14 protein-coding genes and 1 other annotated feature are annotated in these 13318 nt (G+C 54.0%); all 14 genes read right to left on the reverse strand.

Features of this window, described 5'->3' with window-relative positions; translation table 11 throughout:
* Positions 1-12: 12 nt before the first annotated feature.
* The 14 genes from rplU to R70723_RS24965 all read right to left on the reverse strand — a co-directional run bounded on the left by rplU (position 13) and on the right by R70723_RS24965 (position 13182).
* Positions 13-324 (reverse strand): 50S ribosomal protein L21, encoded by a 312-nt coding sequence (rplU, locus tag R70723_RS24900; RefSeq protein ID WP_039876447.1) that lies wholly within the window; start codon positions 322-324, stop codon positions 13-15.
* Between the two features lie 14 nt (positions 325-338).
* Positions 339-424 (reverse strand) — a sequence feature (ribosomal protein L21 leader region).
* A gap of 80 nt (positions 425-504) precedes the next feature.
* Positions 505-1746, reverse strand: a complete 1242-nt coding sequence (locus R70723_RS24905) for an Rne/Rng family ribonuclease (RefSeq protein ID WP_039876449.1) — start codon at positions 1744-1746, stop codon at positions 505-507.
* A gap of 61 nt (positions 1747-1807) precedes the next feature.
* Positions 1808-2650 (reverse strand): M50 family metallopeptidase, encoded by an 843-nt coding sequence (locus R70723_RS24910; RefSeq protein ID WP_039876451.1) that lies wholly within the window; start codon positions 2648-2650, stop codon positions 1808-1810.
* Entirely contained in the window at positions 2643-3503 is an 861-nt protein-coding gene (locus R70723_RS24915; RefSeq protein WP_039876453.1) for a M23 family metallopeptidase, read from the reverse strand. The genes R70723_RS24910 and R70723_RS24915 overlap by 8 nt, the downstream gene beginning before the upstream one ends.
* Positions 3504-3725: 222 nt before the next feature.
* Positions 3726-4520, reverse strand: a complete 795-nt coding sequence (gene minD / locus R70723_RS24920; RefSeq protein ID WP_039876455.1) for a septum site-determining protein MinD — start codon at positions 4518-4520, stop codon at positions 3726-3728.
* A gap of 5 nt (positions 4521-4525) precedes the next feature.
* On the reverse strand, positions 4526-5185 hold the full coding sequence (locus tag R70723_RS24925) for a septum site-determining protein MinC (protein WP_039876456.1): 660 nt from the start codon (positions 5183-5185) through the stop codon (positions 4526-4528).
* Positions 5186-5265: 80 nt separating this feature from the next.
* Positions 5266-5796 carry a rod shape-determining protein MreD gene (mreD, locus tag R70723_RS24930; RefSeq protein ID WP_081957486.1) on the reverse strand — a complete coding sequence of 177 codons (531 nt, stop codon included), beginning with the start codon at positions 5794-5796 and terminating at the stop codon, positions 5266-5268.
* Positions 5796-6674: a rod shape-determining protein MreC gene (gene mreC / locus R70723_RS24935; RefSeq protein WP_039876458.1), complete on the reverse strand. Its 879-nt coding sequence runs from the start codon at positions 6672-6674 to the stop codon at positions 5796-5798. The genes mreD and mreC overlap by 1 nt, the downstream gene beginning before the upstream one ends.
* A gap of 59 nt (positions 6675-6733) precedes the next feature.
* The gene (locus R70723_RS24940; protein ID WP_039876459.1) at positions 6734-7768 is read right to left on the reverse strand and encodes a rod shape-determining protein; all 1035 of its coding nucleotides are present in this window, start codon (positions 7766-7768) and stop codon (positions 6734-6736) included.
* A 40-nt stretch (positions 7769-7808) separates the two neighbouring features.
* A complete protein-coding gene (radC, locus tag R70723_RS24945; RefSeq protein WP_039876461.1) occupies positions 7809-8498 on the reverse strand; it encodes a RadC family protein in 690 nt (229 codons plus the stop codon).
* Between the two features lie 20 nt (positions 8499-8518).
* Positions 8519-9127 carry a Maf family protein gene (locus R70723_RS24950; RefSeq protein WP_039876462.1) on the reverse strand — a complete coding sequence of 203 codons (609 nt, stop codon included), beginning with the start codon at positions 9125-9127 and terminating at the stop codon, positions 8519-8521.
* Between the two features lie 37 nt (positions 9128-9164).
* Positions 9165-9410 carry a DUF4321 domain-containing protein gene (locus R70723_RS24955; RefSeq protein WP_039876464.1) on the reverse strand — a complete coding sequence of 82 codons (246 nt, stop codon included), beginning with the start codon at positions 9408-9410 and terminating at the stop codon, positions 9165-9167.
* Between the two features lie 889 nt (positions 9411-10299).
* The gene (locus R70723_RS32345; RefSeq protein ID WP_052421461.1) at positions 10300-11916 is read right to left on the reverse strand and encodes an SPOR domain-containing protein; all 1617 of its coding nucleotides are present in this window, start codon (positions 11914-11916) and stop codon (positions 10300-10302) included.
* Positions 11917-12003: 87 nt separating this feature from the next.
* Positions 12004-13182, reverse strand: a complete 1179-nt coding sequence (locus tag R70723_RS24965; RefSeq protein ID WP_039876466.1) for a glycosyltransferase — start codon at positions 13180-13182, stop codon at positions 12004-12006.
* Between the last annotated feature and the right edge of the window lie 136 nt (positions 13183-13318).

The following is a 13318-nucleotide window of genomic DNA, read 5'->3' on the forward strand; positions in this document are numbered from 1 at the left end:
TAACGCACCTTCTTACGCCTGAATCTTCTCGATAGTTACTTTAGTGTACGGTTGACGATGGCCTTGTTTCTTGTGGTAGTTCTTCTTCGGTTTGTATTTGTAAACTACAACCTTCTGACCCTTACCGTGTTTCTCGACCTTAGCTGTTACAGATGCGCCGCTTAGAAGCGGAGTTCCTGCAGTCAGACCGCCTTCGTTGGAAACAGCCAATACACGGTCAAACGTTACGCTTGCGCCGTCTTCAGCTTCCAGCTTCTCGATGAACAGAACATCGCCCTCTTGGACTCTGTATTGTTTACCACCAGTTTCGATAATTGCATACATTGTACTTGCACCTCCTCATGTCTCAGACTCGCCTAGTCTAGGTGGCAGATTCCCGGAGGAACTGCGCTTATGTACCCGATCGGAGCGGTTACAGCATGTGCAAGATTAGGATAACCAAACACACACTTGAAGATATTATCATACTTATTTACTATAGTCAATGGTACATGCTGAATTCATTTATTCCAGCCAGGCACCGGCCTTGCCTGTCCCACCGCAGCACTGGCAGATCACGGGAGCAAAGCCCGCCGAGTCATGTCTTGCCTTTTTGCGGGTCATCTCCAGCAGTCCGAGCTGTGTCCAGCCCAGAATATGTGTCTTGGTCCGGTCACTGCTGACTACGCGCTCCAGCCGCTCCAGCACCTGCCGGCGGTGTTCCTCAAGCTCCATGTCAATAAAATCAACGATAATAATGCCACCCGTATCACGCAGCCGGATCAGCCGGCCGATCTCCTCGGCCGCAAGCAGATTCGTCTGCGTCACTGTCTCCTCCAGCGTCGACCCGCCCGTATACTGGGCAGTGTTCACATCGACCACGGTCAGCGCTTCGGTCTCATCCCAGATCAGTGTCGCGCCGCCTTCGAGGATGATTTTACGGCTGAAGCTCTTCAGCAGCTGCTCCTGCACGCCGTAAGCGGCGAATATCGGCTCTGCTCCGCGGTAAAAGCCTACCGGCTTATGGCCCCCTGGGGCCATATCGGCCAGAAACGCCTCCGCCTCCCGCACGGCCTTAGCTGAGTCTATCATCAGCTCATCCCGCTGCGGGTTAAAGGCATCCCGGATGAAACGCTGAACAATACTGAGATCGGAATGCAGCAAGGCCGGTGCGGAGGCTTCCTCCGCCCGGCGGACAATCATCTCCCACTGCGCACGGAGGAAAGACAGGTCGCCTTCAACCGCATCCACCTGCTCGTCCTCTGATACAGTCCGCATGATCAGCCCTTCCTCGCGCCGCCGCAGCCGCTCTCCGATTGATTTCAGCCGGTTCCGCTCTGATTCACGGCTGATCTTTTTGGATACCCCGACATATTCGGCAAACGGCATGTACACCATCCAGCGTCCCGGCAGTGTATAGTGGGTGGTTACCCGTGCCCCTTTACCGCCGCGCGGCTCCTTGCGGACCTGGACAATAATCTCCTGTCCCGGCTCCAGCAGCGTATCAATGGAAGGCTTGACCTGCGGCTGCTTCTCCAGATGGGGATGAAGCACATCATCTACATATAAAAAGGCATTTTTCTTCTGTCCGATGTCGACAAAAGCAGCCTGCATGCCTGGCAATACATTCATAACCCGGCCTTTGTAATAGCTGCCGACCAGCCCTTGCTGCTGATCGCGTTCAGCCGCATACTCCACGAGCCGCCCGTTCTCCAGAAGAGCCATCCGGGTAACATGCTGCGTGCAGTGAACGATCATTTGTTTCATGGCTTCACCTCTGGTCTAAATCTTCATTTGTCGCCATCCGCTGTGCAGCCTTAAACCGGATCTACCTTCCGAAATAGGAGGAGATCAGGCGCTGCTCCGGTACAACGGCTACCACATTCTTATCATCATTCATCACATAAATAAAATGATACTGGTTACGTTTAAATAGACGCAATATATCATCCAAAGGTTTCGCAGCAAAGGCAACAATCGGACGTGCCGCACTGCCAAGCCGCAAATACCGCTCATAGGCAGCCTCCCTGTTCATCAGAAAAGCGAGAAAGCGGTAATGCAGATTCCGCTGGTCCGTAATATTCGAATAGAGCAGAAACGCTCCGATCATAAGCAGATTCAGCCGCAGCCCTGATCCTGCTGTAAGGGGCAGCAGCGCATAACTGATGACAAGCCCGCTTGCCGCTATGCTTACTCTCCCGCTCCAGAGCAGGGTGTAATAATAGGGCAACAGCATGCTAAGCGCAGCCTGGACGATTTTGCCCCCGTCAAGCGGAAGTACCGGCAACAGATTAAACAGCGCAATAATGGCATTCGCCTGGATAAAATAAGCAAGAAAGGCAGTGCTGCCGCTCCCCAGTTGCTGAAGGACAAGAGCAATCAGAATCATAATTCCGTTCTGAAGCGGTCCGGCAAGCGCAATCGCAATCTCCCGGCCGGCGTTCAGCCTTCCATGATCCTCTATAACCGCTACCCCGCCGAAGGGCAGCAGCTGGACTGACTTGACAGTAACCCCCATCAGCAGGGCGGCACAGACATGTCCCAATTCGTGAATCAATACAATGATAAACAACGTCAACAGCTCCAGGAACTGTCCGGTAATGACCGAGAGCAGCATAACCAGCACGAACAGCGGATGCAGCGACAGCTGGATACCCGATACCCTAATCAAACGATACCACTTCGGCAGGATCAATATAAGTCTTGTCTTTCATCACCGCAAAAAAAAGCAGCGGCGCTGCATTGTTCTCCGTCTCCTGCATCCAGCCCACCGTATCCCCGCTCTCCACCCAGTCATCTGCCGACAGCCGGGTTCCGGTGAGATGCCCGTACTCTGCTGTCAGGCTGCCTGTATGGCGGATAACGATCCGGATGCCTCCCTGCGCTTCCTTGGAAACGGACAGGACACGGCCCGTATCTACACTTTTCACCGTCACACTGCCGCTTGAATCGGCTGAAGGCATAATTTCCACACCGTATAAGGTATCGGCAAAAGAACGAAGGATATCGCCCTCCAGCGGTGCACTCAGATTGTGTGAGGCACTTACCTTCTCCGCGGGAATCTCATCCTCCCCGAAAATAGGTATAAACGAAGGAGCTCCTTCAAAATGTGTTTCGTACCATACCCGGGCAGCGGCAAAGTCCATATCATTACTAAGCGCATCTGTAATAAACGACTGCGCTCTGACCGCCCAGGGCTCCCGGGCCATAAAAATTCCCCATACCGCTCCGAACACCAGTACACTAGCTATTGTCCTCCGGACAAAACCGCCTGTGAACCGCGGCCTGCCGCCATCTCCCCCGTCTCCCTCATGCATCCAGCCTCCACGGCTCTGCTTCCAAAGCTTCTCAGGATCCGGCTCGTGAGCATGTTCTCTGCGCTCCGGCTGCTGCGCCCATTCCCTGAAGCTGGCTGTATCCTCATTCAGCTCATAAAGCGGCAGCGGTGCGGCTTCCGGCTGCTCATCCAGCAGGCTGCGGATCCGCTCCTGGCGGCGGCCTTTGATCCCTGATCTCTGTTCCATAATGATCCCTCCGGCGGGCTTGTTTTACTGATAGCTTATGAGCCGCCGGAGCCGGTTTAGAACAAGCCCTGGGAAGGCATGCACGAATACCCGGAGGGTAAAAGCTGCTCCATCATCCCGCCGGGCACAGAGGGGGCGGCACTTCTCACCGCACCGCAAGAATCCCGCCGCAATAAGCCCTGCGGCGGGATTCTTTATTATTGTATAATTGCTTGTTACAGGTTAGCCCATACCGAAAAACTTCTTGAATTTCTTGAAGGCCCCTGGCTTCCGGTCCAGCTGCATTAGCGGAACAGCATCGCCCAGAATCCGGCGCGCAATATTGCGGTAGGCTATAGCTGCAGCGGAGTCAGGATTCATGACCGTAGGCTCACCGCTATTAGCTGCCTTAATGACCAGCTCGTCATCCGGTACAATTCCGATCAGATCAATGTTCAGAACCTGCAAAATATCCTCAATATCCAGCATATCTCCGGATTTGACCAGTCCCGGACGAATCCGGTTAACCACAAGCTTCGGTGATTCCACGCTGGACTGCTCCAGCAGTCCGATAATCCGGTCTGCGTCCCTTACCGCCGCATGCTCCGGAGTAGTGACGACGATCGCCTTGTCTGCACCGGCGATGGCATTGCGGAACCCATGCTCAATTCCGGCCGGACAGTCGATCAGGATATATTCGTATTCTTTTTTCAGCTCCAGAATAATATCCTTGACCTGCTCCGGAGTAACCGAAGTCTTATCCTTCGTCTGGGCAGCAGGCAGCATATACAGCTCATCAAAACGTTTATCCTTAACCAGCGCCTGATTCAGCCGGCAGCGTCCCTCCGCCACATCAACGAGGTCATATATAATCCGGTTTTCCAGCCCCATAACTACATCCAGATTCCGCAGTCCGATATCCGTATCGACCAGACATACTTTTTTGCCCTGCAGTGCAAGCGCGGTTCCAATATTGGCTGTTGTGGTTGTTTTGCCAACGCCGCCTTTGCCCGAGGTTACGACAATCGCTTCTCCCATGGAGGCTACACCCCTTTAAACACATTTAAACCCTGACGTAATTTGATTATATTATGAATTTTGTCGATCTGCATGGCACCGCTGGACAAATAGGCAAATTCCATACTGCTCTCCCGGGTCCCCCATTCATCCGGAGGACGGCTGATGCAATCGGCAATCCGCAGCTGGGTCGGGGTCAATAAAGAAGCGGCGATAATCGCCTCCTGATTGCCGTCCACACCAGCGTGGGCAACGCCCCTGAGGGCTCCGAGTATATAAATATCCCCCGTACAGGTAATCGCTCCTCCAGGATTAACATCACCCAGATACAGAAGATTTCCTTCATGATGAAGCACTTGGCCTGAACGGACAATCCCGCTCATAATGAAGAGGGCGTCCGGGTCTGCTTCGGTACTTTCAACAACCGCATCTATGGAACGGATCAAGAGATTTCCCTGTCCCTTTAGAATATCCAGGACGGCCGCTTTATCTTCCTCGGTAACGGGACGGCTGCCCAGTTTGACATCCACGTGCACAATCGGTCCGGTTAGAATATTCTGATGGCTGTGCTCCAGCTTGTAGCGTAGCTCATTTAAGAGATCTTCAAAGGGACACTTGTCGTCTAGCAGGAATACCAGGCCGTCCTTGATGCCCTTAATCCTCACGTGCTTGGATTTTACTGTCATATGCCTGTCCCCCCATCCTCATTCATTCGTTCCGGATCAGGTGAATTCCTGCTTTGCCTGAAAGAAATTGCATAGACCGGCTATGCCGCTTCTTCCTTGCGGGTCTCATTCTTAATCAGCTCCAGCTGACGCCTTACCGGAATATACAGAAGCAGCCCGACAGCAAAATGGAACAGCATGGTCGGCAGCATATAATTCAAAAGCGCCCAGTTGTAAGGCTCCCTGTTCAGGTTGAACACACTGTATATGCCAAACAGGATACTGTCCTCCAGCAGGCTCCCGAGCAGCACAACCGTCATCATCAGCGGCAGCGGGGCACGGGGAAGCTGGAACAGCAGACCGATCAGATAGGCAGACACCCCCATTGCAAAGGAGTGGGCACCCAAAATTCTTCCGTAAAAAACCACATCATGCAGCATGCCAAAGGATAAACCCAGAATAAGTGCTGTATGCCGGTGATGGTAGATGGTCACAAACAGAATTACGATAAAGACAAGATTAGGGATGATTCTCATCTGCCATACATTCGGAAGCAGCCATGGCAGAAGGGTTCCCTGAACAATAAATAAAAGAAATAACAGCAGGATAAGAACTGATCTGCGCATCCTCACTATTCAACACGCTCCTCCGTGAACACCACAAACAGGTCCTTCCAGTCCTGGAAATTGGCGCTCGGCTCAATCAGGGCAGTCGATGTATATCCGTAAGCCCCCTCCTGAACGCTTTTGACGGTTCCGATGGTCAAGCCGCGCGGGTACACACCGCCGCTTCCCTTGGAAATGATGGTATCCCCTGCGGCAATCGGATCACCGACCGGAATCTTATTCATCTCCAGCAATCCGGACTGCGGATCATAGCTCTCAATCATACCGAAGCTGTCCTGCTCTTTGTTCAGTGCGGTTCCGGCAATCGGCGGCTGGGAGTTGGGATCGTTGATATCCATCATCGTCATCAGCTTCACCGTTGAGGTGAAGTTGCTCACCTGGCTGATAACGCCAACCATCCCTTCCGGAGAAATTACTGACATGTTGGGTTTAATGCCGTCCTTTAAACCGAGATCAATAACAACAGAGCTGTTGTTTGGTTCTGTCACCAGGCTGATTACCTGGGCAATGTGCAGCTCATAATCGTACAGTTTCTTTTGGGCTTCCTTGAAATCAAGCAGTACTTTATATCTTTCATTATCCGCATTAGTGAAATTATAGATAGCTTTATCCCGCGCATACTGGGCGGCCAGAATTTTGAGCCGCTCGTTCTCCTCGGCCAGATCATGCAGATTGCCGATATCTTGGAAGAAGCCCGCTACATATCCAGCGGGCTTGTAGAACAAATTTTGCACGAATCCGGTCGTATCGCGTAGAAAGTTCTCCGGCCAGGACAAGGACTTCCTTGTCCCCAGGCTGAAGCCCATAACCACGATGAACATTACCAGTGTAATCAGCAGGATGAACAGACGTTTATTGTTAAACAATTTAAACAGTTTCAACACCCTCTAACAACCGTATTCCACCCGTATCAGGGGTTGATGTACACAATCAGCAGTAAGCCTTAGCGTTTCGTACGCAGTCCTGTATTGTTGCGGCTCTTGAACAAATGAATGTTCTCCAGTGCCTTGCCTGTACCGATCGCGACGCAGTCCAGCGGATTCTCGGCTACAATAACCGGCATTCCTGTCTCACGTGCCAGCAGCTTGTCCAGATTGCGCAGCAGTGCGCCACCGCCGGTCAGCACAATGCCCCGGTCCATAATGTCGGCCGCCAGCTCCGGCGGACATTTCTCAAGCGTTACTTTTACAGCTTCAACAATCGCATTTACCGTATCCGACAAAGCTTCACAAATCTCATCCGAGGTAATGGTCAGCGTCTTAGGCAGTCCGGTAACCAGGTCGCGGCCGCGGATTTCCATCGTTTCAGCCTTCTCCAGCGGCAGTGCTGAACCGACATCCATCTTCAGCTGCTCGGAGGTGCGTTCACCGATCATCAGGTTATACTGGCGTTTGATGTACTGGATAATTGACTCATCCGCTTCATCGCCGGCCACACGTACAGAACGGCTGGTTACAATACCGCCAAGTGAAATAACCGCAACTTCCGTTGTTCCTCCGCCGATATCCACCACCATGCTGCCTGTCGGCTCCCATACCGGAAGATCCGCACCAATGGCCGCAGCAAAAGGCTCTTCAATAATGTAGGCTTCACGTGCGCCCGCCTGTCTGGTTGCATCCTCAACGGCACGCTGCTCCACTGCAGTAATGCCGGAAGGTACACAGACCATCACGTTCGGATGGCGCTGGAACATGGAGCGCTGCTTCTGCGCCTGGCGGATGAAATATTTGATCATCGTCGCCGTTGTATCAAAGTCGGCAATAACGCCGTCTTTCATCGGACGGATGGCACGGATGTTGCCCGGCGTGCGTCCGATCATTTTTTTGGCGGATTCGCCCACTGCTTCAATCGTCTTAGTATCCGTATTAATGGCAACCACGGAAGGCTCTCTTACTACAATTCCCTTACCGCGAACATAGACAAGCGTATTTGCTGTCCCCAGGTCAATCCCCAAATCTTTCGTAAAACCACCTAACATGCTTGTATTCTCCTTTTCCTAATGAATCTGCACAATTATATTACATTAAGCCTTTTTCTTTCAAACTTACAAACCGGCTGTCGCCGATAATCAGATGATCCAGCACGTCAATTCCAACAATCTCGCCTGCCTGAACCAGCCTGGATGTCAGAGCGATATCCTCGGGACTTGGCGCAGGGTCGCCGCTCGGATGGTTATGCGCACAGATAATTGCCGCACTGCTGTATTTCATCGCAGCCCGGAATACCTCGCGCGGATGCACAATCGAAGCGTTGAGGCTGCCCATCGACAAGGTCTCCTGCGAAATGACATGATTCTTCGTGTTCAGGAACAGACAGACGAAATGCTCCTTCTGCAGATAGCGCAGCTGCTCGGTCAGAATTTCTGCTGCATCCTGCGGGCTGCGGATGATGACCGGCTCAGTAAGCCTGGAGTTCGCCATCCGCCTGCCCAGTTCTATGCCTGCTTTCAGTTGCACCGCCTTGGCAGGGCCGATGCCTTTGATATTCGTAAGTTCTTCAATGCTGAGGTCCGCGAGCCCGCGGAGTCCGCCTGAATGGCCCAGCAGCTGCTGGGCGATGTGAATGGCTGATTCCCGGCGCGTTCCCGTGCGCAGGAGTATGGCCAGCAGCTCTGCCTGGCTCAGTGATTCCGCCCCATAATGCATCATGCGCTCTCGTGGTCGTTCTTCATGGGGGAGGTCCCGCAGCATAAACGGTTGCGACTCCATCCCTATCCCTCTCTCCTGTACTATCCTTGCCGGCCCAGCACAGATATGCCAAACCGGGGCAGCATGCCGCCAAGCAGCGACAGCGGCAGCCCGACCACATTGAAATAACAGCCCTGGATCTCTTCGACAAATGTCGCACCGAGTCCTTGAATCGCATAGGAGCCGGCTTTGTCAGCAGGCTCGCCGGTCGCTATGTAAGCTGAGATCTCATCTTCGCTGAGCGCCCTCATCGTTACTGAGGTTACGCGGTGCGCTACCTCAGACCTGCCGTCCGGCAGTCCGATGCAGGCAACGCCGGTATACACCTGATGGGTACGGCCCTGAAGCATGCTCAGCATGGCGTGGCTGTCCTGCTCATCCGCCGGCTTGCCGAGCACTTTACCGTCCAGCACAACAATCGTGTCGCTGCCGACAACAACCGCATTCCGCTCTCCGGCAGCAGACACTGCAGCCTGCGCTTTGCGCAGGGCAAGGGTATGCACGATCATCTCCGGGGTGTAGTCCGCAGGTGTACTTTCATCCGCATCGCTGACCAGCACCTCAAACGGCAGGCCGAGATTGGACAAAAGCTCGCGGCGGCGCGGCGAGCCTGAAGCAAGAATAATGATTCGCGGGTTGTCATGCTCCACTGTATAAAACGTCCCTTCTAAAATCAGCAGCTGAAAGCTACAGCCTGCGGTACAGCCACACGGCTGTAATCATACCGGCAAGACTGAGCAGGTTCAATTTCAAATGAATGGTGATGTCATAGGTTATGATGTCCAAATCGGCTTGCGGCGACCACTTGAGTATAGTCGAGGCTGTAAGCAAAGACAGGGCTTTTACAGGCTCCAGCAGCTTGGCAATCCACGCCCCGGCAAGCCAGCCCAGAATAAGAAATAACAGCAGTGTTCCTACATTTTTCTTCTTCATCCACGTCTTCCCTCGCCATTTTTTGACACCCTAATTATTATACGGTGAAACGGGGCTCAATACAAACTCAAAATCCGCAGCGGAAATGATTACCACCGGACATGCCTCAGCCGCGTATTGGGCGTGCGGGATACAAGTCCTGCGGAGCGTCTTGGTGGATAGGTATAAGGTTGGGGTTGGGGTTGGGGTTGGGGTTGGGGTTGGGGTTCACTTGCTGGGGTGCTTAGGTGCTTAGGTGCTTAGTTGCTGGGTGGCTGAGTGGCTCGGTGGCTAAGTTGCTGGGGTGCTGGGTGGCTCTGAGTTGCTCGGTGGCTGAGTGGCTCGGGTGCTCGGGTGCTCGGGTGCTGGGTGGCTCTGAGTTGCTCGGTGGCTGAGTGGCTCGGGTGCTCGGGTGCTCGGGTGCTCGGGTGCTGGGTGGCTCTGAGTTGCTGAGTTGCTCGGTGGCTAAGTTGCTCGGTGGCTGGGTGGCTGAGTTGCTCGGTGGCTGGGTGGCTGAGTTGCTCGGTGGCTGGGTCGGTTACTCGGTTAGCGGCCCAAAGGTCCGCAGACGTGGGGCCTCTAAATTTAGTTGGATTTTCGACAGTTAATTCCTCCAACTTTCTACTTTTTTAATCATTAGGTGGAAATTAGTCACTTAATTTAGCAAAAAAACCTGATTACAGCGGAATCCGGTAAATTAAGTGTCCTTTTTCCCACTAATATTCTTTTTTCGATGGCTGATGAGGAATTAGGTGACGAATTTCCACTTAATTTGTTCATCAACCTTCATTAATCCGCCATTCCCCTCCATCACTCATCCACATAAGCGAATAATAAGCATTATGATGTCAGGACATAGAAGCATCCCCCGGTACTGCGGGTTAACGCAGCCGGGGGATGCTTGTTCAGACTATTTAAGTAAAGACAGCAGGGTCTTCTGGCCGGCGAGGAAGCTCAGCACGGATTCCTGTACTTCCCAGAGCAGGCCCTGTGCCTGGTTCTTATTGTATTCGTTCAGAGCAGCGATTCCCTGGCTCGCCGATTTCTCCAGGCCGGCGCACAGGCTCTGGCCCTCAGCGCTTAAACCGGGCTCCAGCGCTTTGACCGCTTCAGTCCATTTCATATGCAGATCCGTGACGGCAGCGGTATCGGCTGGACCGCCGGCTCCGCTGAGCAACGTAGCGGACAGGCCGCTTAGCTCATTCAGCAGCTCAGCGCTGGCTGCGAAATAGCTGTTTACCGCCTCTGCCTGCCCGGCAAAAACAGCCTGCTCTGCAGCCGGCAGTGTTACCTCCCGGACGTAGAGCTCAATCCCCTGATGCTGCAGTCCGCTGCTCAGAAGCTTAGCCTGCTCACGGTCAGGCGACATCCCGGCATATACGCGGTTTCCCCCGTCAGGATCAGTCCCGGCAGCAAGCCCCGCAGCAAGCAGCTCCTGCTGTGCCTGCTCTGCTCCGTCAGGAGTGCTGAACACCCCGTATTGCAGCAGGTAGTAGCTCTGCGCAGCAATGGCAACCGGAATGCGTCCGGCAGCGCTGCTCTCTCCGGCGGCCGGCAGGCCGGTAGCCGCATCAACCGGCTGTCCGGAGGCGCCAGCGGCTTCATTCTGCACAGCCGCCGGATTCGCAGGCCCGTCTGCGCTGTCGTTCACGCCGCTGATGAAGTTCAACGCCGCATAGCCCAGCAGCAGGCCTGTGCCAAGCGCTCCGGCAACGGAAAGGGCAAATTTCCACCAGCGGGCAGGCCGCCGTGTCTGGTAGTAGCCTCCGTTCCCGTAGCCGAGCCCGGAGTAGGATATGTCCCCGAATTCCCGGGGCTCCTCGTCCTCCGGAGGCTCAGAATACTGCGTATTATATCCGTACTGATCCTCCGCATCATTATCCTGAATACGGCGCGGGCTTTTCTCCCACAAATCGGTCACCGGCTCAGCCCGGAAGAAGGTAGATTCTGAGCTGACAGATCCGGAGCTGCGGCCTGAGGTCTCCCATTCCACATACCGTACAGGCTGCAGCCCCGGTTCAAATCCTCTGTCATTTCGGCCCACGTTCTGATCCCGTCCAGCCGGTTCACCCGCCGTATCATACGGCCAGACATCAGCCGAAGCATTCGCATTCGCATTGCCATTCGCATTGCCATTCGCATTCACATTGGCATCCGCATTTGCTTTAGCATTACGATAGGACACTATATTATAATTTTTGCCGGTTTTATTATTCCTGTCAGCACTGTATTCCCCGCCGGTCTTATAACTCCCGCCAGCATTGTACTCCCCGCCAGCCTTATAACTCCCGCCAGCACTGTACTCCCCGCCAACGCTAGTATGTCTGTCCGCACTTCCGTCCCCGTCAACGCTGCTAATCCTGCCCGGACTTTTATCCCCGTCAGCACTGTTATTCCTGTCTGCGCTATAGTCACTGGCCGTTCCGAGAGAGCCGCGGCCGGACTCGCGTCCCCCGCTTTTCCCTGCCTGTCCATCCTTACCTGTGCCTGTATCAAAGCGGAACGTCATCTTTCCGTTAGTCAACATCTACACCCCACTATCCTAATTTCGTTAATAGAATATATGATAGAGAGGAGGGTTATATGCTATTTTGCGATAATAATATTACTATATTTACACCAGGCTAAGCACCTTAGCCTTAACGCTGCCGGCTTCATAATGCTTCTGCAGTGTCCGGTAAGCCTGATCGGCGATAATCGCTCCCAGCTCCGGCGTCTGCAGCAGCCTCAGCACATGGCCTGCAGTTTCCCCGGTGGTGCCGGCCAGCAGAATGTTGCGCCCCGGCTCACAGGTCAGGCCTTCTGCACTCTTCACCCCGGTAACCACCGGCGTACGCAGCGCCCACGCTTCCAGAATGCGCAGCTGGCCGCCGCAGCCCTCACGCAGTGAGGCGACTACGGCCTTGGAACGGCGGATATAGTCAGACGCATCCCCGCCCTCTATGACAATTACAGAGGAATCCAGCTTGGCCAGCGCGGACACCTCAGGATGAATCTCCCGCCCGACAATGTAGCATTTGCAATGCGGAACCTTGTCCTTAATCAGCGGGTACACTTTCTTATAAAAGGTCAGTGCAGTATCCCTGCCCTGGCTTGTATGCATATTCCAGTGCAGCAGAACCGCATCCTCCTTGACGGGAGGCTCGCTGTAGACGTAGTCGTCCATGTCAATGAACTGCGGCACGACATGAACCTTGCCCGCATCTGCAAAGGACAGAGCCTTGAAGGATAAGGCTTCCCACTCCGAGGCAGTCAGCAGCAGCCCGGTCTTGTTCAGCAGCCTGCGCTCATCACGCCGGGACAGCGCTGCATTCAGCATATGGTAGCGTCTGCTTAAGCCGCGTTTGCCGGCTGCCTTGCCCTCTGCCTGCCGGCTCTCCAGCCGCAGGGCATCTGTAATGATAACGGCATCCGGCAGCAGCGAAGACAACAGGTCGATGCTGCTGCCAGGCAGACCCCTGGTAATAAATACATGGCTGTATTGATTGGACCCGCACAGGCGTCTGATCTCAGCCTGCAGATCCTTATCCGTCTCGGTATGGAAGGTGCTCCCGCGCAGCTTATTGAGCGAATTCCTCAGTATCGTATGCGGCCTCGGCGCCGGCGTAACGGCATGTATTCTTAACGCAGGGTCGGGCCTCAGCTGGGTGTTACGGCTGCTGCAGAACTCCAGCAAATCAATATCAAACCGCTCCATCAGGATGCGAATCATCCCTTCGGTGCGGGCTTCTTCCTCTACATCTTCCTCCAGCCCCCGGTTCCGGGCGGACAGGTACAGCAGCTTCTCTCTCATCTCTCTACTCCTTGGCCTGTATAAATAACGGATAACAGCTTCTTCCGCAGAAAAAGCAAGCCGGATACATATCCGGCCGCCCGTTATGAAACTTTAGTTGTAGATCAATAGTAGCGCAATTTTCTGCAGAAGACTG

It is taken from the genome of Paenibacillus sp. FSL R7-0273, from assembly GCF_000758625.1.
GTDB lineage: Bacteria > Bacillota > Bacilli > Paenibacillales > Paenibacillaceae > Paenibacillus_AQ.